Here is a 26994-nt window from a genome sequence, read left to right as displayed (position 1 = left end):
AAGCCCGCAGTTGCGCGGGCTTCCGTTGTGTTTGTTGCGACTCGCTCGCGGCCGGTCTAAGCCGACGCGGGATTACTCCCACTCAATAGTCGCCGGCGGCTTCCCCGAGATGTCATAGACAACCCTTGAAACCCCCCGCAGCTCATTGATGATCCGGTTGCTCACCGTACCCAGGAACTCATACGGCAGATGCGCCCAGTGCGCCGTCATGAAGTCGATGGTCTCCACCGCCCGCAGCGCAATCACCCACTCATAAGCGCGCGCATCACCCACCACGCCCACCGACTTTACCGGCAGGAACACGGCAAACGCCTGGCTGGTCTTGTCGTACAGATCCGCCTTGCGCAGCTCATCAATGAAGATCGCATCAGCCTTGGCCAGCAGCTCGGCGTACTCACGCTTCACTTCGCCCAGGATACGCACGCCCAGGCCCGGGCCCGGGAACGGATGGCGGTAGACCATGCTGCGCGGCAGGCCGAGTTCGACGCCGAGGCGACGCACTTCGTCCTTGAACAGCTCGCGCAGCGGTTCCACCAGGCCCAGCTTCATGTGCTCCGGCAGGCCGCCCACGTTGTGGTGGCTCTTGATCACATGCGCCTTGCCGGTCTTGCTGCCGGCCGACTCGATCACGTCCGGGTAGATGGTGCCCTGTGCCAGCCACTTGGCGTTCTTCAGCTTGGTGGACTCTTCATCGAAGATATCCACGAACAGGTTGCCGATGATCTTGCGCTTGGCTTCCGGGTCGCTCACGCCTTCGAGCTTGCTGAAATAGCGGTCGGCGGCGTTCACGCGGATCACCTTGACGCCCATGTGCTCGGCGAACATCGCCATCACCTGGTCGCCTTCCTGCCAGCGCAGCAGGCCAGTATCGACGAACACGCAGGTCAGCTTGTCGCCGATCGCCTTGTGCAGCAGCGCGGCCACGACGGACGAATCGACGCCGCCGGACAGGCCCAGGATCACTTCGTCATCGCCCACCAGTTCGCGCACGCGGGCGATCTGGTCGTCGATGATGTTGGCTGCGGTCCACAGGGTTTCGCAGCCGCACACGTCCACCACGAAGCGGCGCAGCAGCGCCTGGCCCTGCAGGGTGTGGGTCACTTCCGGGTGGAACTGCACGCCGTACCAGCGCTTCTCTTCGTTGGCCATCGCGGCCACCGGGATGCGATCGGTCACGGCCGTCACGGTGAAGCCCGGCGGGGCCACGGAGACGTGGTCGCCGTGGCTCATCCAGACGTTCAACTTCGGCTCGCCGCCGTGGTCGCTCAGGCCCTTGAACAGCGCATCGGCGTGCACGACGTTGACTTCGGCATGGCCGAATTCACGCTGGTCGGCCGCTTCGGTGGCGCCACCGAGCTGGGCAGCCAGGGTCTGCATGCCGTAGCAGATGCCGAAGATCGGCAGGCCGCTGTCGAACACTTCCTGCGGCGCGGCGGGCGCGCCCGGCAGCGTGGTCGATTCCGGGCCACCGGACAGGATGATGCCCTTGGCGCCGAAGGCGGCAATCTCGGCCGGGTTGTGGTCCCACGCCCAGATTTCGCAGTACACACCAAGCTCGCGGATGCGGCGCGCGATCAGCTGGGTGTACTGAGCACCGAAATCGAGGATGAGGATCTTGTCGTTATGGATGTTGGTCATGGCGCCCTGGGCAATGCAGGAAAGAAAACAGGAAACGAATACGAAAACCGGCGGCCGATAGAGAAAGAGGAACGGGAATCAGCTTCCTCGTTCCTCTTTGCTCATGCCGCATCAGGCGCGGTAGTTCGGCGGCTCTTTGGTGATCTGCACGTCGTGGACGTGGCTCTCACGTTGGCCGGCGCCACTGATCTTGACGAACTTCGGCTTGCTGCGCATGTCTTCGACGGTGCCGCAGCCCACGTAACCCATGGTGGCGCGCAGGCCGCCCATCAGCTGGTGGATGATGCCGCCCACCGGGCCGCGATACGGCACGCGGCCTTCGATGCCTTCGGGCACCAGCTTGTCGGCGCTTGAGGCGTCCTGGAAGTAGCGGTCCTTGGACCCCTTCTCCATCGCGGCCAGCGAGCCCATGCCGCGGTAGCTCTTGTAGGAACGGCCCTGGAACAGCTCGGTTTCACCGGGCGATTCCTCGGTGCCGGCCAGCAGGCCACCGATCATGATGGTGGACGCACCGGCGGCGAGCGCCTTGCCGATGTCACCGGAGTAACGGATGCCACCGTCGGCGATCAGCGGGATGCGGTCCTGCAGCGCTTCGGCCACCAGGTCGATCGCGGTGATCTGCGGCACGCCGACACCGGCAACCACGCGGGTGGTGCAGATCGAGCCCGGGCCGATGCCGACCTTGACCGCGTCCGCGCCACAGTCCAGCAGCGCCAGCGCGGCTTCGCCGGTGCAGATATTGCCACCCACGACCTGCACGTTCGGGAAGTTCTTCTTGACCCAGCGCACGCGGTCCAGCACGCCCTGCGAATGGCCGTGGGCGGTGTCCACCACCAGCACGTCCACGCCAGCGGCGACCAGCGCTTCAACGCGGCGATCGGTGTCGCCACCCACGCCTACCGCAGCACCCACCAGCAGGCGCGTGGCGGTGTCCTTGGCGGCGTTGGGGTAGTCGGTGTTCTTCTGGATGTCCTTGACGGTGATCAGGCCACGCAGGGCGAAATCATCGTTGACCACCAGGATCTTTTCGATGCGGTTGCGGTGCAGCAGCTGCAGCACTTCTTCCGACGCGGCGCCTTCCTTGACCGTGATCAGGCGATCCTTCTTGGTCATGATGTGGCGGACCGGATCGTCCAGCTCGGTCTCGAAGCGCATGTCACGATGGGTGACGATGCCGACCAGCTGGCCGCCGCCGTCCACCACCGGCACGCCGGAGATGTTGCGCGCCTGGGTCAGGGCCAGCACGTCGCGGATGGTGGTTTCCGGGCCGACCGTGATCGGGTCGCGGATGACGCCGGCCTCGAACTTCTTGACCTGGGCCACTTCGGCGGCCTGCTGCTCCACGGTCAGGTTCTTGTGGATGATGCCCATGCCGCCGAGCTGAGCCATGGCGATGGCCAGGCGTGCTTCGGTGACCGTATCCATGGCCGCGGAGAGGATCGGAAGCTTCAGCCGCAGGTCGCGGGTCAGCCGGGTTTCCAGGCTGACATCCTTGGGCAGGATCGTGGAGTGTGCGGGGACGAGCGAGACGTCGTCGTAGGTGAGAGCTTCAGCCTGGATGCGCAGCATCGGCATACCCGAGATGTGGGGAAGCGCGACATTTTACCCTGATTCGGCCCGCTTGGGCAGGGGGCCGGTGCGACGCTGTGTCGCGCCGGCGAACGGTAGAGCCGACCGTTGGTCGGCTGCCCCTCGAGCGATGCGCCACCGCGCCAACGGCAGCCGACCAACGGTCGGCTCTACCGGGATGGCCGCCGCGGACCGTTGGTCGGCACAGGGCCCAGGCCGCATGGGCATGCGGGCGATGTGCCGACCCGGGGTCGGCACGGGCGGTCAGACGGCCGCTTCAGCCGCTTCCAGCGTGTTCTGCATCAGCGTGGCCACGGTCATCGGCCCTACCCCGCCCGGCACCGGGGTGATCCAGCTGGCGCGCTGAGCCGCGGCCTCGAAGCCGACGTCGCCGACCAGGCGGCCGTCATCCAGGCGGTTGATGCCCACGTCGATCACCACCGCGCCCGGCTTTACCCATTCTCCCGGCACGATGCCCGGGCGGCCCACCGCCACCACGAGGATGTCGGCGTCGCGCACGCTGCGCTCCAGCACGTCGCGCGGGGTGAACTTGTGGCAGCTGGTCACGGTGCAGCCGGCGATCAGCAGCTCCAGGCCCATCGGGCGCCCCACGTGGTTGCTCACCCCCACGATGGTGGCGTTGCGGCCGCGCACCGGCTGGTCGGTGTGGCCCAACAGGGTGACGATGCCGCGCGGGGTGCAGGGGCGCAGGCCGAACTCGCGCAGGGCCAGGTGGCCCACGTTCTCGGGGTGGAAACCGTCCACGTCCTTGCGCGGGTCGATGCGGTGGATCAGGCGGCTGGCGTCGGGAATGCCCGGCAGCGGCAGCTGCACCAGGATGCCGTGGATCTTGGGGTCGTTGTTGAGCTGGTCGATGAGCTCAAGCAGCTGGGCCTCGTTGGTGCCCGCCGGCAGGTCGTAATCGAAGGCCTCGATGCCCACCTTCTCGGCAGCGCGGCGCTTGTTGCGCACGTACACGGTCGAGGCCGGATCGCCCCCCACCAGCACCACGGCCAGGCCCGGGCGGCTGCCACCGGCGGCCAGGCGGGCATCCACCCGGACCTTCAGGCTGTCCAGCAGATCTTCGGCGATGCGGCGCCCATCCAGGATGCGGGCGGGAACGGCAGGTGCGGGGGTCGGTGAGCTCATCGAGGGCGGCAGGCGGGGGCGGCGGGGACGCCATTGTCCCCGATTAGGCCCGCCCCGCCCACCGGCGCGTCATTCCTCTTCCGGCACTTCGTCGGCGTTGAGCGTGCGTGCCTTGCGCTTGGGCGCGGTGAACGGCGTGGGCGTGGGCACGCCCGGCAGCGCCGTGCCGAACACCATGTGCGCCCCGGCGCGCATGCTGCCGCCGGCCATTTCCAGCTCGAAACGCTCGGCGTCGCGCTCGCGGATCTGCTCGGCGATCTCGCGCGCATCGTCCTGGTCGGCGCCCAGTTCCATCAGGGCGACCTGACCGAACTGCAACGCCGATTCGAAGGTCTCGCGGATCTGGTAATCCACACCGGCATGGATCAGCCGCAGCGAATGCTCGCGGTCGAACGAGCGCACCAGCAGCTTGGCCTGCGGGAACTGATGGGTGACCAGTTCCACGATACGGTCGGCGTCCTGGGCGTTGTTGACGCACACCGCGATGGCGCGCGCAGAGCCCGCACCGGAGGCGTGCAGCACGTCCAGGCGGGTGCCGTCGCCGTAGTAGATCTTGAACCCGAAGCGCTCGGCGTTGTGGATCATGTCCACGTCGTTGTCGATGATGGTCACGTCCACATCGCGCGCCAGCAGCGACTGGCTGGCCACCTGACCGAAACGACCGAAGCCGATCATCAACACGCTGCCGGACAGGCCGTCGGCTTCTTCAACGCCATCCAGCGACACTTCGCGGTCGGGCATCAGCTTGTCGTGCAGCAGCACGAACAGCGGCGTGAGCGCCATCGACAGCACCACGATCGCGGTCAGGTTGGCGTTGACCTCCACCCCGATCACGCCGGCCGCTGCGGCCGCGGAAAACAGCACGAACGCGAACTCGCCGCCCTGCGCCATCACCACGCCGCGGTCGAGCGCCTGGCGGTGGTCGCTGCCCATGATGCGCGCCACGATGTAAATGCACACGCCCTTGGCCAGCATCAGCGCGAACACGCCCGACACAATCAGCGGCCAGTTGTTGGCCACCACGGTGAGGTCCAGCGCCATGCCCACGCTGAGGAAGAACAGCCCCAGCAGGATGCCGCGGAACGGCTCGATATCCGCTTCGATCTGGTGGCGGAACGTGGATTCGCTGAGCAGCACGCCGGCCAGGAACGCGCCCATCGCCATCGACAGCCCGCCCAGCTGCATCAGCAGCGCCGCGCCCAGCACCACCAACAACGCGGCGGCGGTCATCACTTCGCGCGCCTTGGCCGCGGCCAGGATGCGGAACAGCGGATTGAGCAGGAACCGGCCCACCAGCACCAGGCCGACGATGGCACCGGCACCGATGCCTACGCTGACCCAGCGCGAACTGTCGCCGGCGTCGGCCTGCACGGGGGCCATGAAGGCCACCACGGCCAGCAGTGGCACGATCAGCAGATCTTCGAACAGCAGGATCGAGACGATCTTCTGCCCGGACGGCAAGGCAATGTCGCCGCGCTCGGCCAGCAGCTGCATCACCACCGCGGTGGAGGTCAGCACGAAGCCGAAGGCACCGATGAAGGCCACGTTGACCGGGAACCCGAACAGCATGCACACGCCGGTCAGCACCGCGCCGCAGACCACGATCTGCAGCGTGCCGAGCCCGAAGATTTCGTTGCGCAGGCCCCATAGGTGCGAGGGCCGCATTTCCAGCCCGATCACGAACAGGAACATCACCACGCCGAGTTCGGCGGTGTGCAGGATCGCCTGCGGGTCGGAGAACCAGCCGAAGCCGAACGGGCCGATGGCCAGGCCGGCAGCGAAATAGCCCAGCACCGAGCCCAGCCCCAGCCGTCGGAACAGCGGCACCATCACCACCGCCGCGCCCAGCAGCGCCACGACTTTCACCAGCTCACTGGCACCTGCTTCGACCGCCATGCGGTTGTTTCCCCGGACTACTTTAGATGGCTCAACGATAGGGCAAAGCGCCGGGCGGCAATAGCATCCATGTTGCGCATGATCGTGCCGAAAACAGAACGATGGGCCGGGTGGCGGCGAGGATCGTCCTGAAATCACGTAGAGCCGGGCTCTGCCCGGCTGGCCGACCCGATACGTAGAGCCGGGCTCTGCCCGGCTGACGGGCAACGTGCGAAATGCAGCCGGGCAGAGCCCGGCGCTACGCGGTCGCCGAAATCAGACAGCGCCCGGCGTTACGGTCCGCTGCAGAACGCGGCGTAATCGATGTACCCGGGAAACGCCTTCCCTGGCGCGCACAGCGGACAGGCCGGATCGGGGCGCAGCCGGGTCTCACGAAAACGCATGCCCAGTGCATCGAAACTCAGCAACCGTCCGACCAGCGGCTCGCCCATGCCGAGCAGCAGCTTGAGCACTTCGGTGGCCTGGAGCAACCCGACCATCCCCGGCAAGACGCCCAGCACGCCGGCTTCAGAACAGTTGGGCGCGAACTCCGGCGGCGGCGGCTCCGGGAACAGACAGCGGTAGCACGGCGCCTGACCACGCTGGCGGCCGGCGTCGAACACGCTGACCTGGCCGGTGAAACGCTCGACCGCGCCATACACCAGCGGAATGCGGTGCTGGAGGCAGGCATCGTTGAGCAGGTAGCGCAGCGGGAAGTTGTCCGAGCCGTCCAGCACCACGTCCACCCCGTCCAGCAGTGCATCGACGTTGTCGGCACTGACGCGCACCTGCACGGCGTCCACATCCAGGTGCGGATTGAGCGCCAGCAGGCGGTCGCGTGCCGACAGCACCTTGGGCATGCCGACGCTGGCATCGGTGTGCAGGATCTGGCGATGCAGGTTGCTGCGCTCGACCACATCGTCATCGGCGATGCGCAGGTGCCCTACCCCGGCCGCTGCCAGATAGAAGGCGGCCGGAGCACCCAGCCCACCAGCACCGAGCACCAGCACACGCGATGTCAGCAGTGTCTGCTGGCCTGCCACGCCCACCTGGGGCAGCAGCAGGTGGCGCGCGTAGCGCTCGTTGAAGTCGCGCTCCGCGTCGGTCTGCAGCGGCTGCACCAAGGGCAGGCCGTCGGCCCGCCAGGCGTTGGTGCCGCCGTCCACGGATGCCAACTGCGTATAGCCCAGGTCGGCCAGGGCGACTGCGGCATCCAGCGAACGCCTGCCGCTCTGGCAGATCAACACCACCTCGCGATCGGTGGCGGGCAGATGCGTAGAAAGCGATGCCAGTAGCTCGTCCTTGGCGATGCCGAGCGCGCCCTCGGCCATGCCGGCGGCACGTTCGTGCGCTTCGCGGACATCGATGAGCAAGGCGCCACGGGCGACGCGTTCGCGTGCCTGGGCGGGGGTGAGTTCGGGGATGGTGCGCATGGCCGGGATTATCGCGCACCGAGGCGCGCGCGGCGGGTTTGTCGCGGTTGCCGGCCAGCGGCCTACTACCGTCGCGTGTGCCCAGCAGCCGGCAGCGCCGCAATGAAAAGAGCCGGCTTTCGCCGGCTCTTCGTTGGGTCACTTGCCCTTGACGTGCTTGATCAGGCGCCGTTTGCGCTTGACCTGACGTTCGGTGAGCACGTTCTTCTTGCCCTCGTAGGGGTTCACACCCTCGCGGAAGATGAACTGCACCGGGGTGCCGACCAGTTTGAAACGCTTCCGGAAGAAGTTCTCCAGATAGCGCTTGTACGACTCCGGCAGGTCCTTCAGGCGCGTACCGTGCACGATGAAGGTCGGCGGGTTGGAGCCGCCCGGATGCACGTAACGCAGCTTGGACACGTGACCACGGATCGCCGGCGGCGGGTTGGTCTCGTAGGCCACTTCCAGCGCCTTGTTGACTTCGCTGGTGCTGAACTCATGCGTCGCCGAGGCATGCGCGGCGTGGATGCAGCGGAACAGCTCGCGCAGGCCCGAGCCATGCTTGGCCGAGATGCGCACCACTTCAGCCCACGGCACGAAACCGAGCTTGCGCGACACCAGCGCTTCGGCCTGCTCGCGCTGGTAGTCGGTCAGGCCATCCCACTTGTTGATCGCCACGACCAACGCACGGCCGGCATCGAGCACCGCACCCAGCACGCTGGCGTCCTGGTCGGTCACGCCTTCGGACGCGTCCAGCATCAGCACGGCCACTTGGCACTGCTCGATCGCCTGCAGCGTCTTGATCACGCTGAACTTCTCGACCACTTCCTCCACGCGCGCCTTGCGACGCAGGCCGGCGGTGTCGATCAGGCGGTACTCGCGACCGTCGCGCTCCATGTCCACCGCGATCGAGTCGCGGGTGGTACCGGGCACTTCGGACGCGATCATGCGCTCTTCGCCCAGCAGGCGATTGACCAGCGTCGACTTGCCCACGTTGGGGCGGCCAACGAAGGCAATGCGGATGCGGTTCGGATCGGTGTCGAGAGTCTCGGTGGTGCCCTCTTCAGGCAGCCGCTCCACGACTTCGTCCAACAGGTCGTCCAGACCCTGGCGGTGCGCGGCCGACACGGTCAGCATTTCGCCGAAGCCGTAACGGGCGAACTCCGAACGCACCGTGTCTTCGTTCATGCCGTCGATCTTGTTGATCAACAGCAACGTCGGACGCGCCAGCTTGCGCAGCCAGGACAGGATCTCGTCGTCCATCGGGCCCTCACGGGCATCGACCACGAACAGGATCAGATCCGCCTCGGCGGCGGCAGCGCGGGCCTGGCGGGCAGTAGCGCCGGCCAAACCTTCTTCTTCACCGGCGATACCGCCGGTATCGACCACCAGGAACGGGTGGTCTTCGTTAAGACGACAAACACCGTAATTACGGTCCCGGGTCACGCCGGGCTGGTCATGGACCAGCGCGTCGCGCGTACGGGTAAACGCATTGAACAGCGTGGACTTGCCGACATTCGGCCGTCCAACCAGGGCGACCAAGGGCAGCATCGCGGTAACTCCTTATTGTGCCAACCGGAATGCGGTCAGCTTTCCATCAACGTTCTGCACCAGCAGAATCCCATCAGCGGTTACCGGCTGCGCCAGGAGCGCGTCACCGCCACTCTTGGCGCGAGCGGCAAGCTCGCCATTATCTGTCCGCAACCAGTGCAGGTAGCCCTTGTAGTCGCCTACAACGACATAGTCGCCCTGCACCGCCGGCCCGGTCAGCGAACGGCGCGCCAAGGCGGTCTGCGACCACATCGCGCTGCCACTGCTCTTGTCCAGGCCGAACACGCCACCCTTGTTGTCGGTGACAAACACATTGCCCGAGGTCAGGGCCACGCCACCGGCGCCGCCATGATCACGCGACCACAGCGGACGGCCCGTCGGGCCTTCGATCGCCATGGTCTGGTTCTTGAAGCTGCCCACGAACAGCGTATTGCCTTCCAGCACCGGGGCGCCGTCCACGTCGGACATACGCTCCAGTTCGGTACGGCCTTCGCCGTTGGCGACCATCTGGTCCCACACGGTGCGGCCGTCGGTCATCGCCAGGGCCGACACGCTGCCATCATCGTTGCCGACGAACAGCACGCCCGGGCCAGCCACCACGGCGGCATTGCCGCGCACGGTCAGCGCCGGCAGCTCACGCGGGTTGAACCAGCGCTGGGTGCCGTTCTCGGCATCCAAGGCGGTCACGCGACCGTCGTTGCTGCGCACGAACACCATGCCCTGGGCGATTGCCGGGGCGGCGATCACTTCGCCGGGCACCTTGGCGCGCCACTTCTCGGCGCCGTCTTCGGCACCCAGAGCGATGACCTGGCCGTCCAGCGTCCCGATCACCACCAGGCCGCCACCCACGCCGGGGCCACCGGAGAGGCGCAGCTTGGGCTTCTTCTTTTCCTTGGCCGGCTCCCAGGTCCAGACCTTCTTGCCGGTCTGCAGATCGATGGCATGCACGCCGCCGTAAATGGCGGCCGCATACACGCGGCCGTCGGCCACGGTCGGGCCCTGGCGGACGCCGATGCGCTTCTCGCCCTTGCCGACGTTCACGCTCCAGAGCCGGTCGACCTTGGCGGTCGGCTCGAACTTCACCAGTTCAGCCGGCTCCAATGCCTTCTTGGCCGCTGCATCCTTGCCGGCGAACCACCCCTTGACGGTGGTGCAACCGGACAACGCCACGCCCAGCAGAACCAGGGTGGCAACGCGCTTGATCATGACCATATGCTTCATTACACCGACTCCGCAGCATCGGTGACGGTGCCACCGGCATCCATCACTTTGGTTTCAAGCAGGCGCCGCTGCGGCGCTGCCACGTCCAGCGTCTTGAGCGCCTTCTCATACTGTTGCCGGGCGGCATCACGCTTGCCCTGCGCCATCAGTGCATCGCCATGGATTTCCAGGCTGGCACTGTCGCTGGCGGTGCCAAGCGCCTTGATCGCATCCTCGGTCTTGCCGGTGGCCAGCAACAGGCGCGCGATGCGCTGCTCGATGACCGGCTGGAATTCCGGGTCAGCCTTGATCGCGCGCAGCGTTGCCAGCGCGTCTTCGTTCTTGCCTGCCTCGACCTGGGCCTTGGCCAGCTGCAGCGCCGCCAGGTCCGAATAAATGTTGGCCTTGCCGTCGTCAAGCGCCTTCACGCCCTTGGCCGCCTGGGCCAGATCCTTGTCCTGCAGGTGCTTGAGCACTGCCTGGTACTGGACGTTGGCGCCGGCCAGCTGATTGCTGTGGTCCTTCTGCCACCACTGCCAACCGGCGATGCCGCCGATTGCGATCGCCACGCCGGCGAGGATGCTGACACCATTCTTCCGCAGCCAGCCGCGGACGCGTTCACTTTGTTCGTGCTCGTCGAGCAGGTCGTCGATCGCCATGCGTACTCTCGCCCCGCCCGTAAGGAGGAGCTGTTTGAATTGGATTGGGAAACGCGACTCAGTGCGGAACTGGGGCCACGGAGCCGTCAGAGGATACCGTAAAGCGTGCCACGTTGGCTCGCTGGTACGGCGAAAGATCGACGATAGTGCCGGCCTGCTGAACCTCGACCGCCGACGCATTGCCCAGCACCATGCGGCCTACCTGGCCCGGCGTGAAGCTGCGCGCTTCGCCGGACTTGATCAGCGCCTTTTCCACGGTGCTGCCGTCGGGGGCGGCGATATCGACCCAGCTGTCGCCTTTGAACTGCAGGTTGAGCGCGCCGGTCGGCATCGCCGCGGTGGCCGCCGGGCGCGGCACCGGGGTCAGCGACGCCAGGTAAGGCGCCGAAGGGCTGCCGGTGGTGGCACTGGTGGGTGCCGGCGCCGCCGGGGTCGCCTCGGCAGGAACGGCACCGCCGCCCACCGGAACGGCCGCCGGGATCACATCCAGCGACGCGGTATTGGGGGTGTTGGCGCTGCCGTCGAAATGGCCCCGGGTGGCAAACCAGACCGGGACAGCCAGCACGGCCGTGATGCCCACATAGAGCACACGGCGGCCGAGGCTCTCGGCAATGCGCCTGGCCCGCGGGGTATGGGTGTGGCTGACCAGCTGCGGCGGCACCACCGGCCCGATCCGGGCCTGTTCCAGCACGTCGCCCAGATCGATCTTCAGCAGGCGCGCATAGCTGCGCAACTGGCCGCGCACGAACACCGGGGCGCCCAGGCGGTCCCACTGCTCGGCTTCCAGCGACTTCACCACCTGCACCGGCATGTGCAACTGCTGCCCTACCGCTTCAAGCGTCAGCCCTGCCGCTTCGCGCGCCTGGCGGAGACGGACCCCACAGCCGGCAGCGGCATCAAAAGCGTTCACAGTCTGGTCATCAATCACAATGCTTCAACCCCGGGAATTAGGAGCCGCATCCTGCGGAAATTCGTCGCGAATTCGCTGCAGATAGCGACCGGATGCAACCGTGTCACCCAACTGCGCCTCGATTTCAGAGGCAAGTTGTAACACGGAACGTGTGGCCGGTGCAGCCGCAAGACGACGTTGGGAGAAGGCGCGCGCCTCGAAATAGCGGCCTTGGGCGTACTCGCTGCGCGCCATCGACTCCAGCGCATAGGCGTTGCCCGGCTCAACCTGCAGGGCGGCACGCAGGTCGCGGGCGGCCCGTTCGGACTGGCCCGCCTCCAGCGCACAGCCACCGGCATTGGCCAGCGCCGAGGCCGGTGTGGCATAGCCCGGCGCAGCAAGCGCGCGGTCAAACCAGACCAGCGACTCGGCGGCGCGGCCATGTGTACATAGCCAGGCGCCATAATTGTTGAGCACATCGCCGCGTTCGGGCGCCAGTTCGGCCGCCTTGCGGTAGAGCCCGCCCGCAGCGACATCTTCGCCGCGCCGGGCCGCCAGGGTGGCCAGCATCAGATAGGCCTCTGGCCGGTCGCCGTCCAGCTTGAGCGCCGAACGGGCGTTTTTCTCCGCCGCTGCCAGCGAGCCGGATTGATAGGCCCGGTCGGCCAGCGTCATCTGGTCCTGGTAATTGAACCGGCGACGCGTTGCCGCGTTGTCGCGGACCTCATACGTGGGGGCTACCCCCAGCGCGGAGGCGGGGGGCTTCATGCCTTGTTTGCCGCAGCCGACCAATGCCAGCGCGATGAAAACAACGGCTGGCAATCGGAAATCAGGCAGCGGCATCCCGGCTTTTCCCATCCTGGAGTGTCTTGTTGAACTCGGCCTGGCGACGCGTGCGGTCCATCACCTGGCCCTTGAGTTGGCCACAGGCGGCGTCGATGTCGTCGCCGCGGGTGCGTCGGACCATCGTCAGGACCTGCGAATCCAGCAGGATCTTCTGGAAAGCACGGATCTCGGTGTCACCGGAGCGCTCGTAGCGGGTGCCCGGGAACGGATTGAAGGGAATCAGGTTGACCTTGCCCGCGTGCGACGTCTGCACGGCGTTGTCGAACTGGCGCATCAGCCGCGCCAGCTGGCGGGCGTGTTCGGGCTGGTCGTTGATGCCCTTCATCAGGGTGTATTCGAAGGTGACCGATTCGCGGCGCTTGTTGGCGCGCAGGTAGCGTGCGCACGAGGCCATCAGCTCGACGATCGGGTACTTCTTGTTGAGCGGCACCAGGGTCTCGCGCAGCGCATCGTTGGGCGCATGCAGCGACACCGCCAGCGACACGTCGCTCTCGGCGGACAACCGGTCGATCTGCGGCACCAGGCCGGAGGTGGACAGGGTCACGCGCTTGTTGGCCAGGCCGTAGCCAAGATCGTCGCGCATCACGCTCATGGCGCGCACGACGTTGTCGAAATTCATCAACGGCTCGCCCATGCCCATCATCACCACGTTGGTGAGACGACGCTGCTTGTGCGGGATGTTGCCCAGATGCCGCGCCGCCACCCACACCTGGCCGATGATCTCGGCGGTGGACAGGTTGCGGTTGAAGCCCTGGGTGGCGGTCGAACAGAACGTGCAGTTCAGCGCACAGCCGACCTGCGAGGACACGCACAGCGTGCCGCGGTTCTTGTCCGGGATGTAGACCGCCTCGATGGCGTTCTTGCCATCGTTGCCCATCGCCAGCAGCCACTTGTGGGTGCCGTCGTTGGAGGGCTTGTCGAACACGATGTTCGGGACCAGGACCTCGGCGTGCTGCTTGAGCTTGGCGCGCAGCGCCTTGCCCAGGTCGGTCATCTCGTCGAAATCGGTGACGTAGTGATGGTGGATCCACTTCATCACCTGGTGGGCACGGTAGCGCGCTTCGCCGAGTGTCTCGGCGAAGAAGCGCTCCAGACCCTCGCGATCGAGGTCGAGCAGGTTCTGCTTGGCCACAGCCACGCTCGGGATGAGCACGGATGGGATGGCGGTTGGCTGTACGACCTCGTTCACGGCATCACTCTCAGCGCGAGACGACTTCGGTCGCGGCGAAGAAGTAGGCGATTTCGATCGCGGCATTCTCAACCGAGTCCGAGCCGTGGGCGGCATTGGCATCGATGGATTCAGCGAAGTCGGCGCGGATGGTGCCCGCAGCGGCTTCCTTTGGATTGGTGGCGCCCAGCAGGTCGCGGTGGGCCAGGACGGCGTTGTCGCCTTCCAGGGCCTGGATCATCACCGGGCCGGAGATCATGAACTCGACCAGCGCGTTGAAGAACGGGCGCTCGCGGTGCACGGCGTAGAAGCCTTCGGCTTCACGGCGCGACAGCTGCTTGTACTTGGCGGCGACGACCTTCAGGCCGGCCTTTTCGAAGCGGGCGTAGATTTCACCGATGACGTTCTTGGCGACGGCGTCCGGCTTGATGATGGAAAGGGTGCGCTCCAGCGCCATGGGAATTCTCCGTTGGGCGGGCCACTGATCGGCCCGAGAGTAACATGAAAAAAACCCGCGTCGAAACGCGGGCTTAGCCTGATATACGTGAGGCAATTCTAACGTGTAACCCGCCCCCGCGGTAGTGCCGGCCGCTGGCCGGCAACCCCATGAACCCCAGGCGACGCGCCCCCGTTCAGCTGTCTTGGGTTGCCGGCCAGCGGCCGGCACTACCCCCGGGGCAGATGAACGAACCCCTCCTTCCATTGTGCGCCGCACAATGCACCCGCGCAGCCCCGGGTCTAATATCAAACAATCGTTTGATTGAACCCTGCCCGACCCATGGCCAAGCCCGCACACTTCTCCACCAAGGACCGCATTCTCGGCGCTGCCGAGGAGCTGTTCGCGCAGCATGGCTTCGCCGGGACCTCGCTTCGCCAGGTCACCAGCCAGGCCGATGTGAACATCGCGGCGGTCAACTACCACTTCGGCTCCAAGGAAAACCTGGTCAATGAGGTGTTCCGCCGGCGCATGGACGAGATGACCACCGCCCGCCTGGCCCAGCTGGACAGCGCCCGCCGCGAGCACCCCGGCCAGCTGCGCCCGGTGCTGGCCGCCTTTGTCGAGCCGGCGCTGGCGATGGCCCAGGACCGCCAGACCGGGGGCGCCTTCGTCCGTGTGATCGCCCGCGCCTACGCGGAAAAGAACGACAACCTGCGCAAGTTCCTGTCCGACCACTACGGCCACGTGCTGCGCGACTTCGGCAAGGCCATCGCGGCCTGCGTGCCGGAGTTGAGCAAGGAAGAGCTGTATTGGCGGCTGGACTTCCTGGCCGGCTCGCTGACCTATGCGATGGCCGACTTCGGCCTGATCAAGCGACCCGCCGGTGTCACCGAAGCGGCGCATCGTGCCCATGCCGCCCGCGAATTGATCCACTTCGCCGAAGCCGGTTTCCGCGCCAGCGCGGTCACCGATGCTCCGTCGACCTCCGTTTCCACCCCGTAGAGCCGGGCTCTGCCCACTGAACCCTCCGTAGAGCCGGGCCCTGCCCGGCTGCCAGACCAACAAAGGCTTATCGACATGTCCAATTCCCTGCTAGTCCGCCGCGCCGCCGTGTTGGGTGCCGGCGTCATGGGTGCCCAGATTGCGGCCCACCTGACCAACGCCGGCGTCGACACCGTGCTGTTCGATCTTCCCGCCAAGGAAGGTCCGGCCGATGGCATCGTGCTCAAGGCAATCGCCAACCTGGGCAAGCTCAGCCCTGCCCCGCTGGCCAGCAAGTCCTACGCCGAGGCGATCACCCCGGCCAACTACGAGACCGGCCTGGAGCAGCTCAAGGACTGCGACCTGATCATCGAAGCCATCGCCGAACGGATGGACTGGAAGCAGGACCTGTACAAGAAGATCGCCCCGTTCGTGGCCGACCACGCCGTGCTGGCCTCCAACACCTCGGGCCTGGGCATCAACAAGCTCGCCGACGTGCTGCCCGAGCAGCTGCGCCACCGCTTCTGCGGCGTGCATTTCTTCAACCCGCCGCGCTACATGCACCTGGCCGAGCTGATCTCGGCCAGCACCACCGACGCGGCCGTGCTGGAAGGCCTGGAAGCGTTCCTGGTCACCACGCTGGGCAAGGGCGTGGTGTACGCCAAGGACACCCCGAACTTCATCGGCAACCGCATCGGCGTGTTCTCGATCCTGTCCACCATCCACCACACCCAGGAATTCGGCCTGGGCTTCGATGAAGTGGACGGCCTGACCGGTCCGCTGGTCGGCCGCCCGAAGTCGGCCACCTACCGCACCTCCGACGTGGTCGGCCTGGACACCATGGCGCACGTGATCAAGACCATGGGCGACACCCTGCCCAACGATCCGTGGCATGAGTTCTTCAAGTCGCCGAAGTGGCTGGACGCGCTGATTGCCAAGGGCGCACTCGGCCAGAAGACCGGTGCCGGCATCTTCCGCAAGGTCGGCAAGGACATCGTGGTGCTGGACCTGGAGAAGCAGGACTACCGCCCTGCCGACCGCACCGCCGCACCGGAAGTGGTCGAGATCCTGAAGATCAAGAACCCGGCCGAAAAGTTCGCCAAGCTGCGCGAAAGCCAGCACCCGCAGGCGCAGTTCCTGTGGGCGACGTTCCGTGACCTGTTCCACTACAGCGCCTACCACCTGGCCGACATTGCCGAAACCGCGCGCGACGTTGACCTGGCGATCCGCTGGGGCTACGGCTGGTCGCTGGGCCCGTTCGAAACCTGGCAGGCCGCCGGCTGGAAGCAGGTGGCGCAGTGGATCGCTGATGACATCGTGGCCGGCAAGAGCATGAGCAACGCCCCGCTGCCCGATTGGGTGTTCGACGGCCGCGACGGCGTGCATGCCGCCGAAGGCAGCTACAGCCCGACCCGCAACGCCAAGCTGCCGCGTTCGGCGCTGCCGGTGTACCAGCGCCAGCGCTTCCCGGATCCGCTGCTGGGCGAGAAGTTCGCTCCGGGCGAAACCGTGTTCGAGAACGACGGCGTGCGCATGTGGCACGACGGCGACGGTATCGCAGTGGTCAGCTTCAAGACCAAGATGAACACCGTCTCCGACCACGTGCTCAACGGCCTGCAGGAAGCGATCAAGCGCGCCGAGCAGGACTACAAGGGCCTGGTGATCTGGCAGCAGAAGGAGCCCTTCTCCGCCGGTGCCGACCTGGCCGGCGCGCTCGGCCTGCTGCAGGCCGGCAAGGTCGACCAGTTCGAAGAGATGGTGCACAACTTCCAGCGCACCAGCCAGGCCATCAAGTACTCGCTGGTGCCGGTGGTGACCGCGGTGCGCGGCCTGGCCCTGGGCGGTGGCTGCGAGTTCCAGATGCACAGCGCCAAGAGCGTGGCTGCGCTGGAAAGCTACATCGGACTGGTCGAGGCCGGCGTCGGCCTGCTGCCCGCCGGTGGCGGCCTGAAGGAACTGGCCGTGCGCGCCTCGCAGGCTGCAGGCCCGGGCGGTGACGTGTTCGCCGAACTGAAGAAGACCTTCGAAACCGTGGCCATGGCCAAGGTCTCCAACTCGGCGGTCAATGCCAAGGAACTGGGCCTGATGCGTGCCACCGACAAGGTGGTGTTCAACAGCTTCGAAGCGCTGCATATCGCCAAGGCCGAAGTGCTGGCGCTGGCCGAAGGCGGCTACCGTCCGCCGATGCCGGCCCGCCGCATCCAGGTGGCCGGCGACGTGGGCATCGCCACCTTCAAGATGATGCTGGTCAACATGCTGGAAGGCCGTTTCATCAGCCCGTACGACTACGAAATCGCCGTGCGCATCGCCACCGTGCTGTGCGGTGGCGAAGTGGACCGCGGCACGCTGGTCGACGAAGAGTGGCTGCTGACCCTGGAGCGCAAGCACTTCGTTGAACTGGCCCAGCAGGAAAAGACCCAAGCCCGCATCGCGCACATGCTCAAGACCGGCAAGCCGCTGCGCAATTGATGGCGCGCCGGGCGCGACGGCCCCCGTCCGCGCCCGGTAGGTGCCGACCGTTGGTCGGCACACCTGTCCGCTTCTGGTAGGTGCCGACCGTTGGTCGGCACTCCGGCTAAAAATCTAGAGAGATCACTGCAATGACCAAGCAAATCCAGGACGCCTACATCGTCGCCGCCACCCGCACCCCGGTGGGCAAGGCGCCCAAGGGCGTGTTCCGCAACACCCGTCCCGACGACATGCTGGCCCACGTGCTCCGCTCCGTGGTCGCACAGGCGCCGGGCATCGACCTCAACCGCATCGATGACGCCATCATCGGCTGCGCGATGCCGGAAGCCGAGCAGGGCATGAACGTGGCCCGCATCGGCGTGCTGCTGGCCGGCCTGCCCGACACCATCGCCGCGCAGACGGTGAACCGCTTCTGCTCCTCCGGCCTGCAGGCCGTGGCCATGGCCGCCGACCAGATCCGCCTGGGCAATTCGGACCTGATGCTGGCCGGTGGCACCGAGTCGATGTCGATGGTGCCGATGATGGGCAACAAGATCGCCATGGCACCGAGCGTGTTCGACAACGACCACGTCGCCATCGCCTACGGCATGGGCATCACCGCCGAGAAGGTCGCCGAAGAGTGGAAGGTCTCGCGCGAGGAGCAGGACGCCTTCGCACTGGCCTCGCACCAGAAGGCCATCGCCGCGATCCAGAACGGCGACTTCAAGGACGAGATCAGCCCCTACGACGTGCGCACCCGCCAGCCGGACCTGGCCGACGGCCGCCGCATCATCACCCGCGACACGATCGTCGATACCGACGAAGGCCCGCGCCTGGATTCGTCCGCTGAAGGCCTGGCCAAGCTGCGCCCGGTGTTCCGCAACGGCCAGTTCGGCGGCACCGTCACGGCGGGCAACTCCTCGCAGATGAGCGATGGCGCCGGTGCGGTGCTGCTGGCCTCCGAGCAGGCGATCAAGGATTACGGCCTGACCCCGCTGGCGCGCTTCGTCAGCTTCTCGGTCGCCGGCGTGCGCCCGGAAGTGATGGGCATCGGCCCGATCGCCGCGATCCCCAAGGCGCTCAAGCAGGCCGGCCTGACCCAGGACCAGCTGGACTGGATCGAGCTCAACGAAGCCTTTGCCGCGCAGTCGCTGGCGGTGATCCGCGATTGCGGCCTGGACCCGTCCAAGGTCAACCCGCTGGGCGGCGCCATCGCCCTGGGCCACCCGCTGGGCGCGACCGGCGCGATCCGCACCGCCACCCTGCTGCACGGCCTGCGCCGTCGCCAGCAGAAGTACGGCATGGTGACCATGTGCATCGGCACCGGCATGGGCGCGGCGGGTATCTTCGAGTCGCTGTGATGTAGCGGGCGGTGCCGGCTCCAAAGGGCCGGCACCCTGCCCTGCTGGACGGCATCGAACGCTGGTTGATAAAGAATCGAACGGCCGCGGCAGGCATCGACCGTTGGTCGATGCGGGAAAACCAACAAAATGCAAAAAGGGCAGCCGCGAGGCTGCCCTTTTTTTGTTGGCGCGTGTACCGACCAACGGTCGGTACTTACCCGGGTGATCGCGACCGCGATCAACCCTCGGCCAACGCCTTCTTCATGATCTCGCGCGCCGGGCCGGCCAGCTTGTCGTTGTTCAACGCAAAGCGGATGGTGGCTTCGACCAGACCCAGGTGCGTGCCGCAATCGAAGCGCGTGCCTTCGAAACGGTACGCGTCCACGGGCTCGCTCTTGAGCAGCTCGGCGATGGCGTCGGTGAGCTGGATTTCACCGCCGGCACCGGTGCCGGTGGCTTCCAGCAGCTCGAAGATCTTCGGGCTCAGCACATACCGGCCGACCACGGCCAGGTCGCTGGGCGCGTCTTCCGGCTTGGGCTTCTCGACGATCGCGCTGATATGGCCCTGGCGGCCATCGAACGCGTCGGTGGCGACGATGCCGTAGCTGCCGGTCTTCTCATGCGGCACGTCTTCCACCGCGATGATGCTTGCACCGCTGGCCTGGTTCGCATCGGCCATCTGCTTGAGCGCACCATCGCCACGGTTCCAGATCAGGTCGTCGGGCAGCAGCACCGCGAATGGTTCGTCACCGACGATCGCCTTGGCACACAGCACCGCGTGGCCCAGGCCCAGCGCTTCGGCCTGGGTGACGAAGATCGCACGCACGCCGTTGGGCAATACGTGGCGCACCAGCTCCAGCTGTTCCAGCTTGCCGGCACGCTCGAGCTTCTGCTCCAGCTCGTAGGCCTTGTCGAAGTAATCGGCCACCGCATGCTTGTAGCGGTTGGTGATGAAGATCAAGGTGTCACAGCCGGCTTCGATCGCCTCGTCGACGGCGTACTGGATCAGCGGCCGATCGATGATCGGGAGCATCTCCTTGGGCACCGTCTTGGTCGCGGGGAGGAACCGGGTACCGAGTCCTGCCACGGGGAAAACCGCCTTGCGAATACGCTTGTTCGTCACAGCCTGTTGGCCTCTCGTGCCGGGAAAGGAAGTACTTTAGCCGACGCGACGTGATCGTCCTGTTGCAGGGGCGAGAACTCCGGCATGGTGGCGAACAGGATGCTGTTGATGGCGTCGGTGTCGTAGGTGGCGATGGCGTCGCGCAGGCGCGGTATGTTGCCCAGCACCTGATCGCGTGCGAACGTGCGCACGCCGGCCTCGAGAATCTTGGGATGCGCGGTCGGCCGGTAGTCCTCGTCGGAATAGAACAAGGTCTCGTGCAGCTTTTCGCCCGGGCGCAGCCCGGTGTAGATGATGGCGATGTCCTTGTACGGCTGCTTGCCCGCCAGACGGATCATCTGCTCGGCCAGCACCCGAATCGGCACCGGCTCGCCCATGTCCAGCGTGTAGATCGCGCCATGCGATGCCGACGCGGCCGCCTGCAGGATCAGCTGGCACGCCTCGGGAATGGTCATGAAGTAACGGGTGACTTCCGGGTCGGTCACGGTGACCGGCCCGCCCTTCATGATCTGGTCGCGGAACAGCGGCACCACGCTGCCGGCCGAGGCCAGCACGTTGCCAAAGCGCACCGTGACAAACCGCGTGTGGCTGGTTTTCTGGTCCAGGCTCTGGCAGATCATCTCCGCGTAGCGCTTGCTGGCGCCCAACGCGTTGACCGGATCGACCGCCTTGTCGGTGGAGATGAACACGAAATGCTCGATGCGCGCTTCCACGCAGGCACGCGCCACCGTTTCGGTCGACAGGATGTTGTTGCGCACGGCTTCGCGAAGCTGGCGCTCCAGCACCGGCACCTGCTTATAGGCCGCCGCATGGAATACCGCATCCACGCTTGCCAGCGACAGCGCATGCCGGATCACCGACGGATCGCCGCAGTCGCCCAGCACGGCCTGTACATCCAGGTCCGGGAAGCTGCGCGTCAGCTCGGCCTCGATCGTGAGCAGCAACAGCTCGCTCATCTCAAGCAGGATGATCCGGCCGGCACCGTGGCGCGCGCACTGGCGGCACAGCTCCGAACCGATCGAGCCGCCTGCCCCGGTCACCAGCACCGTGCGCCCGCCCAGCCAGCCGCGGATCAGCGACCAGTCCGGCAGGATTGGCTTGCGCCCGAGCAGGTCCTCGATCGCGACCTCTTTCAGTTCACCGGGCAGCGAATGCCCGAGCAGCACATCGTTGAGCTTGGGCACCATGCGGAAAGGCACGCCGGTGGCTTCGCACAAGGCGACCACCCGCTGCATGCCGACCGCATCCAACGACGGAATTGCGATCACCAGCAGCTTGGCTGCGGTCTCGCGCACCACCGACGGGGCATCGTCGAGCGTGCCCAGGATGGGCAGGCCCTGCAGCTTGGCGCCCTGCAGGTGCGGCGCATCGTCGAGCAGGCCCACCGGGTGGAAGTCGCCCGAGCGGCGCAGGTCACGGACCAGAGCTTCGGCCGCCTGGCCGGCACCCAGGATCAGGACGCGGCGGGCGCTGGCATCCGATTGCAGCGCCTGATAGTCCTTCCACGCGCGGTACAGCAGGCGCGGCGCGCCGAGCAGGGCCGACAGCGCGAACGGATAGATCACCAGCACCGACATCGGCACGCCGGCGAAGCGCTTGTAGGCCAGGGCCACGACAATGGCCAACAGGCCGATGAAGCTGGCCTTGAAGATGTTGAGCAGGTCGGCCACGCTGGCAAAGCGCCACAGGCCGCGGTACAGGCCCACCCGCCAGAACACCACGGCCTGGATCGCCAACACCAGTGAGGTGTCGATGTTCCAGAGAGGGAGGGAGGGGGCGTCGGCCAGCATCGAATAGCGGCCGGCATGCAACAGCTGCCAGCATGCCCAGACCATGAAGAGGTCGTGGGCCACGATCGCGGCGCGCGGGAGCAAACTGGTAAGACGGTCCTGCCAAGGCGTCATAAAACAAACAATCCTTCTAGTTGCGCATTCCATTGCGCAGGAGTAGCCACAAGCCGGTCGCGAACATCATCCACGCACCCGCTACGGCAGCCTCCCACCTCGGCTGCAGATCACTGCAAGCATTAAACACTGTAATACTGAACAGGCCAAAAACAAAATACAACCCGGTCACCAAGGTGTGACTTGCACCCCTTTTGACCGCGCGCTGGTAAAGGTGTTGGGTGTGGGCTTCCATCCACCGTTGCCCGGACAGCATGCGCGAAAGCAGTGTGAAGCCTGCGTCCACGAGGAAGGCCGAAAGGGGCACCAGTAACAGCAGCCAGTTGATCTCGGTGACCACGCTGGCCAGGCACACCAGGGCCGCGATCGCATAGCCCAGCGCGCCGCTGCCGACGTCCCCCATGAAGATGCGTGCCCGCGGGAAATTGAAGGGCAGGAAGCCCAGGCAGGCCAACGCCAGCACCACGCCGGCCAGCGCGAACGGGAGCGGCATCACCATCGCGAAGGCCAGCCCGGCCAGAATCGCCTGGGTAGTGGCGAGGCCGTTGATGCCATCCATGAAGTTCCAGATGTTGATCAGCGAGGTGGTGAAGAGGGCCGCCAGCACGGCGTGCACCAGGCTGCCACTGGCCTGCCAGACCAGGCCGCCGAGCAGCGCGGCCGCCACCATGTGCACCAGCAGCCGGCGGATGGCCGGCAGCGGGCGGTGATCGTCCCACCAGCCAATGCCGGCCACCAGCGCCAGCCCCAGGCTGAACACCCCCAGCGTTATGCGCGCGGCCGGCCACGCCACGGCGGCCGCGACGGCCGCCAGCAGCAGGGTCAGCACGATGGCGATCCCCCCCCGCGCGGGGTCGCCACGCCATGGCTGCGGCGTTCGCCGGGCTGGTCCATCAGGTTGCGGCGCAGCGCGTAGTGGCGCGCGCCCCAGGTGAGCGCCGCCGCGATCGCCAGCACCGCTGGCAGACCGATCATCCAGGCCACGGGCATGGCTTAGAGCACCGCGTAATTCAGCAGCGGCTTGACCGTTCCCCACTCCTTGCAGCTGGGGCATTGCCAATGGTGGGTACGGGCGCCGAAGCCGCAGCGGGTGCAGCGGTAAGCCGGGTTGCGCACCAGCAGCTGGTCGGTGATGTGCTTGAGGTCGTGCAGGGTGGCCGTGGAGTCGGCACCTTCGGCCAGGGTCAGGTCGATCAGCGCCGACTCGCCGCGCACCGAGGGGCGGTCCTTGAGCTGGCGGCCAAGGTAGGCACGCGCCGGGGCCACGCCCTCCTGCTCTTCCATCAACTGGGTCAACGCCAGCACCGGGGCGATGCCCCGATAGTGCTCGGTCATCTCCGACAGGAACGCACGTGCACCGCCGAGGTCGCCGACCTTGCGGTAGTTCTGCATGAGCGGCTGCAGCACTTCGGGCAGGTACTCGGGATCATTGCGTGCGGCACGCTCGAACGCGCGCACGGCCGCTTCGGCATTGCCGGCATCGGTTTCCAGACGCCCTTCAATGATGCCGGCGCGGACCGACATGGCATCGGCTTGGTAGGCGCGCGCGATGGCCGCCCTCGCCTCTTCGATCTTGCCTGCGCCCCGGAAGCGCTCGGCCAGTTCGCATTCGAACTGCCCGATCAGCTTGCCCATCGGCTCGCCGGTGACCTCTTCGAAGCGACTGGCGTTGTCGATCGCCTTCTCCCAGTCGCGCTCGGCCTGATAGATGCCGATCAGGTGCTTGAGCGCCTGCGGCGCCCGCTGGTCGAGCTGGGCCAGTTCGGTGAACACCGTTTCGGCGCGGTCCAGCAGGCCGGACTTCATGTAGTCCTCGCCCAGTGCCAGCAGCGCCTGGACGCGCTGTGCATCGGTCAGGTCGGCACGGTTGACCAGGCCCTGGTGCAGGCGGATGGCGCGGTCCACTTCACCGCGGCGGCGGAACAGATGGCCCAGGGCGACCTGGGTCTCAAAGGTTTCCTTGTCCAGCTCGGCGATATGCAGGAACAGCTCGATGGCCTTGTCCGGCTGCTCGTTGAGCAGGTAGTTCAAGCCACGGAAATAGGTACTGGACAGGCGGCTGACCTGGTTGTCGCCATGGCGCTGACCGCCGCGACGCCCGATCACCCAGCCGGACAACGCGGCCAGCGGAAGGAACAGGAAGAACCAGAACCACTCGGAGACAAATTCCATCGGGGCTCAGCGTCCGTCGAAAGTAGAAGAAGGGGTGGAAGCAGGTGCCACGACCACGGTCGGGCTTGCCTTCTGCGCTTTGCGCAGCTTGGCGTACAGCGGGATCACCAGACTGGCCAGCACGATGCCGCCGCCGATGAGCGCACCGGTCAACAGGGCGACAATGATCGCCAGGCCGGTGGTGGTGGTGATCTGGGTAAAGCCCAGACTCAGGACCATCTTGTCCGAGTTGAGCGCACCGATGATGAGCCCGGCGACGAGAACCGCCAGCAGGATAAGGAGACGTACGACTTTCATGGAGCAGCTCCAGTTCCGGGGGATTCAAGAGTAGCGGAATATAGAGCAGCGGGACAAAGAGGCCCGGAACGAAAAAGCAGCGGACCAACGGTCCGCTCTACGCGGGGTCGCTTTCCAGCGGCACCACGGCGCTGACGCGCTCGCGCAGTTCTTTGCCTGGTTTGAAGTGCGGGACATGCTTGCCCGGCAACGCGACCGATTCCCCGGTCTTGGGGTTGCGCCCCAGCCTGGGTGGCCGGTAGTGCAACGAAAAACTGCCGAACCCGCGGATCTCGATGCGATCCCCGCCAGCCAGCGCCCCACCCATCATTTCCAGCAACGACTTCACTGCCAGATCGACATCGTCCGACTTCAAATGCGCCTGTCGGCGCGCCAGGATTTCGATCAGCTCGGATTTGGTCATTACGGGCTCTTCGGGGGAACTCAGACCCTGAAACGGCCCGGACTGATGTCCGGGCCGTCCAGGAAACTACGACAGCGTGAGGCCGATTACTCGGACTTGTTGCTGTTCAGCTGTGCACGCAGCAGCGCGCCGAGCTGGGTGGTGCCGCTGGAAGCCGAAGAGGACTGGTATTCCTCCAGCACTTCGCGCATTTCCGCGTCGTCCTTGGCCTTGATCGACAGCTGCAGGGTACGACCCTTGCGATCCATGCCCACGAACTTGGCTTCCACCTTGTCGCCGACCTTCAGGAACTGGGTCGCGTCGTCGACGCGCTCGTTGGCAACGTCGCGTGCAGCCACGTAGCCTTCGATGCCGTCAGCCAGTTCGATGGTTGCGCCCTTGGCGTCCACTTCCTTGACCACGCCTTCGACCTTGGAACCCTTCGGATTGGCAGCCATGTACTGGCCGAACGGATCCTGCTCCAGCTGCTTGACGCCCAGGCTGATGCGCTCGCGCTCCGGATCGACGGCCAGGACGACGGCATCCAGGTTGTCGCCCTTCTTGTAGTTGCGGACCACGTCTTCGCCAGTGGTGTTCCAGCTGATGTCGGACAGGTGCACCAGGCCATCGATACCGCCGTCCAGGCCGATGAAGATGCCGAAGTCGGTGATCGACTTGATCTGGCCCGACACCTTGTCGCCCTTCTTGTGGATGGCAGCGAAGGTTTCCCACGGATTGGCGGCAACCTGCTTCATGCCCAGCGAGATGCGGCGACGCTCCTCGTCGACGTCCAGGACCATGACTTCAACTTCGTCACCGACCTGCACAACCTTGGACGGGTTGACGTTCTTGTTGGTCCAATCCATTTCGGAGACGTGCACCAGACCTTCGACGCCCGGCTCGATCTCGACGAATGCGCCGTAATCGGTGACGTTGGAGACCTTGCCGAACACGCGGCTGTTGGCCGGGTAACGACGGGCGATGTTGTCCCACGGATCTTCACCCAGCTGCTTCAGACCCAGCGAAACGCGGTTGCGCTCGCGGTCGAACTTCAGCACGCGGACGTCCAGCTCGTCGCCGACGTTCACGACTTCGGACGGATGGCGCACGCGCTTCCAGGCCATGTCGGTGATGTGCAGCAGGCCGTCGATACCGCCCAGGTCCACGAATGCGCCGTAATCGGTCAGGTTCTTGACGACACCCTTCAGGATCGCGCCTTCCTGCAGCTTGTCCATCAGCTGCTCGCGCTCTTCCGAGTGCTCGCTTTCGACGACAGCGCGGCGCGAGACCACGACGTTGTTACGCTTGCGGTCCAGCTTGATGAGCTTGAATTCCAGCTCCTTGCCTTCCAGGTAGGCCGGATCGCGCACGGGGCGCACATCGACCAGGGAACCCGGCAGGAACGCGCGGACATCCTTGATGTCCACGGTGAAACCACCCTTGACCTTGCCGCTGATGCGACCGGTGATGGTTTCGTTCTTTTCCAACGCTTCTTCCAGCTCGTCCCACACCATCGCGCGCTTGGCCTTCTCGCGCGACAGGACGGTTTCACCGAAGCCGTTCTCGATGGAATCGAGGGCGACCTTGACGACGTCGCCTTCAGCAACGTCGATCTCGCCAGCGTCGTTACGGAACTGTTCGATCGGCACGATGCCTTCGGACTTCAGGCCGGCGTTGATCACCACGACATCGCCGCGGACTTCAACAACGACACCGCTGACGATCGAGCCCGGCTTCAGCTTGGCCAGATTGGCCTGACTGGCTTCGAACAGCTCTGCAAATGATTCGGTCATTAGATTTACTCTGTTGGACACATGGGCATTGGCCCCCGAAGGGAACCGCTTACTGCCCGCCTGTTGGTCGACCCCGGTACGGCGAGTCGTGTGTTAAGTAGGAAAACCGCCACGCACTATTGCGGGACGGAGCTTTTGTTGCCTTGCGATGTGCGA

21 protein-coding genes and 1 pseudogene are annotated in these 26994 nt (G+C 65.9%); 3 read left to right on the top strand and 19 right to left on the bottom strand.

Annotated features, from left to right (window positions below; translation table 11 throughout):
* Positions 1–72: 72 nt before the first annotated feature.
* The 12 genes from guaA to ndk all read right to left on the bottom strand — a co-directional run bounded on the left by guaA (position 73) and on the right by ndk (position 14413).
* Positions 73–1638 carry a glutamine-hydrolyzing GMP synthase gene (gene guaA / locus ACZ0AE_RS08415; RefSeq protein WP_463600803.1) on the bottom strand — a complete coding sequence of 522 codons (1566 nt, stop codon included), beginning with the start codon at positions 1636–1638 and terminating at the stop codon, positions 73–75.
* 111 nt (positions 1639–1749) lie between these two features.
* Positions 1750–3207, bottom strand: coding sequence for an IMP dehydrogenase (guaB, locus tag ACZ0AE_RS08410; RefSeq protein ID WP_038692289.1), 1458 nt, complete (start codon positions 3205–3207; stop codon positions 1750–1752).
* 264 nt (positions 3208–3471) lie between these two features.
* Positions 3472–4356, bottom strand: a complete 885-nt coding sequence (gene folD, locus ACZ0AE_RS08405) for a bifunctional methylenetetrahydrofolate dehydrogenase/methenyltetrahydrofolate cyclohydrolase FolD (protein ID WP_038688770.1) — start codon at positions 4354–4356, stop codon at positions 3472–3474.
* A gap of 69 nt (positions 4357–4425) precedes the next feature.
* On the bottom strand, positions 4426–6252 hold the full coding sequence (locus ACZ0AE_RS08400) for a monovalent cation:proton antiporter-2 (CPA2) family protein (protein ID WP_038688772.1): 1827 nt from the start codon (positions 6250–6252) through the stop codon (positions 4426–4428).
* Positions 6253–6524: 272 nt separating this feature from the next.
* On the bottom strand, positions 6525–7664 hold the full coding sequence (gene moeB / locus ACZ0AE_RS08395) for a molybdopterin-synthase adenylyltransferase MoeB (protein WP_463600802.1): 1140 nt from the start codon (positions 7662–7664) through the stop codon (positions 6525–6527).
* A 138-nt stretch (positions 7665–7802) separates the two neighbouring features.
* The gene (gene der, locus ACZ0AE_RS08390; RefSeq protein ID WP_038688776.1) at positions 7803–9194 is read right to left on the bottom strand and encodes a ribosome biogenesis GTPase Der; all 1392 of its coding nucleotides are present in this window, start codon (positions 9192–9194) and stop codon (positions 7803–7805) included.
* Between the two features lie 12 nt (positions 9195–9206).
* Positions 9207–10415, bottom strand: a complete 1209-nt coding sequence (bamB, locus tag ACZ0AE_RS08385) for an outer membrane protein assembly factor BamB (RefSeq protein WP_038688778.1) — start codon at positions 10413–10415, stop codon at positions 9207–9209.
* On the bottom strand, positions 10415–11053 hold the full coding sequence (locus ACZ0AE_RS08380; RefSeq protein ID WP_463600801.1) for a YfgM family protein: 639 nt from the start codon (positions 11051–11053) through the stop codon (positions 10415–10417). Before ACZ0AE_RS08380 ends, bamB begins: the two co-directional genes overlap by 1 nt.
* Before the next feature lie 58 nt (positions 11054–11111).
* On the bottom strand, positions 11112–11981 hold the full coding sequence (locus ACZ0AE_RS08375) for a helix-turn-helix domain-containing protein (RefSeq protein ID WP_447593192.1): 870 nt from the start codon (positions 11979–11981) through the stop codon (positions 11112–11114).
* A 6-nt stretch (positions 11982–11987) separates the two neighbouring features.
* Positions 11988–12785 carry a tetratricopeptide repeat protein gene (locus ACZ0AE_RS08370; protein ID WP_038688785.1) on the bottom strand — a complete coding sequence of 266 codons (798 nt, stop codon included), beginning with the start codon at positions 12783–12785 and terminating at the stop codon, positions 11988–11990.
* Positions 12772–13977 carry a dual-specificity RNA methyltransferase RlmN gene (rlmN, locus tag ACZ0AE_RS08365; protein ID WP_038688786.1) on the bottom strand — a complete coding sequence of 402 codons (1206 nt, stop codon included), beginning with the start codon at positions 13975–13977 and terminating at the stop codon, positions 12772–12774. Before rlmN ends, ACZ0AE_RS08370 begins: the two co-directional genes overlap by 14 nt.
* Before the next feature lie 10 nt (positions 13978–13987).
* Complete coding sequence (gene ndk, locus ACZ0AE_RS08360) at positions 13988–14413, bottom strand: nucleoside-diphosphate kinase (protein WP_038688788.1); 426 nt, start codon at positions 14411–14413, stop codon at positions 13988–13990.
* 321 nt (positions 14414–14734) lie between these two features.
* Here ndk and ACZ0AE_RS08355 point away from each other — a divergent pair, with 321 nt between their 5' ends.
* The 3 genes from ACZ0AE_RS08355 (at position 14735) to ACZ0AE_RS08345 (ending at position 19185) form a co-directional block, all read left to right on the top strand.
* On the top strand, positions 14735–15397 hold the full coding sequence (locus ACZ0AE_RS08355) for a TetR/AcrR family transcriptional regulator (protein WP_038688790.1): 663 nt from the start codon (positions 14735–14737) through the stop codon (positions 15395–15397).
* A 75-nt stretch (positions 15398–15472) separates the two neighbouring features.
* Positions 15473–17845 carry a 3-hydroxyacyl-CoA dehydrogenase/enoyl-CoA hydratase family protein gene (locus ACZ0AE_RS08350; RefSeq protein WP_463600800.1) on the top strand — a complete coding sequence of 791 codons (2373 nt, stop codon included), beginning with the start codon at positions 15473–15475 and terminating at the stop codon, positions 17843–17845.
* 131 nt (positions 17846–17976) lie between these two features.
* Complete coding sequence (locus ACZ0AE_RS08345; RefSeq protein ID WP_137189272.1) at positions 17977–19185, top strand: acetyl-CoA C-acyltransferase; 1209 nt, start codon at positions 17977–17979, stop codon at positions 19183–19185.
* A 220-nt stretch (positions 19186–19405) separates the two neighbouring features.
* On the opposite strand, the gene galU is transcribed toward ACZ0AE_RS08345, so the two are convergent.
* The 7 genes and pseudogenes from galU to rpsA all read right to left on the bottom strand — a co-directional run bounded on the left by galU (position 19406) and on the right by rpsA (position 26838).
* Positions 19406–20290, bottom strand: a complete 885-nt coding sequence (gene galU / locus ACZ0AE_RS08340; RefSeq protein WP_081797227.1) for a UTP--glucose-1-phosphate uridylyltransferase GalU — start codon at positions 20288–20290, stop codon at positions 19406–19408.
* Complete coding sequence (locus ACZ0AE_RS08335) at positions 20287–22194, bottom strand: polysaccharide biosynthesis protein (protein ID WP_038688798.1); 1908 nt, start codon at positions 22192–22194, stop codon at positions 20287–20289. Before ACZ0AE_RS08335 ends, galU begins: the two co-directional genes overlap by 4 nt.
* Before the next feature lie 16 nt (positions 22195–22210).
* Positions 22211–23184: pseudogene (locus ACZ0AE_RS08330) on the bottom strand (MraY family glycosyltransferase).
* 3 nt (positions 23185–23187) lie between these two features.
* Entirely contained in the window at positions 23188–24366 is a 1179-nt protein-coding gene (gene lapB, locus ACZ0AE_RS08325) for a lipopolysaccharide assembly protein LapB (protein WP_038688802.1), read from the bottom strand.
* A gap of 6 nt (positions 24367–24372) precedes the next feature.
* Positions 24373–24663: a LapA family protein gene (locus ACZ0AE_RS08320; protein ID WP_038688804.1), complete on the bottom strand. Its 291-nt coding sequence runs from the start codon at positions 24661–24663 to the stop codon at positions 24373–24375.
* Positions 24664–24760: 97 nt separating this feature from the next.
* Positions 24761–25066: an integration host factor subunit beta gene (locus ACZ0AE_RS08315; RefSeq protein WP_017355596.1), complete on the bottom strand. Its 306-nt coding sequence runs from the start codon at positions 25064–25066 to the stop codon at positions 24761–24763.
* An 86-nt stretch (positions 25067–25152) separates the two neighbouring features.
* A complete protein-coding gene (gene rpsA / locus ACZ0AE_RS08310; RefSeq protein WP_038688807.1) occupies positions 25153–26838 on the bottom strand; it encodes a 30S ribosomal protein S1 in 1686 nt (561 codons plus the stop codon).
* Between the last annotated feature and the right edge of the window lie 156 nt (positions 26839–26994).

It is taken from the genome of Stenotrophomonas sp. AC248 (assembly GCF_979258185.1).
Note: the sequence above shows the minus strand (reverse complement) of the source record. Positions and strands in the feature narration are given on the sequence as shown.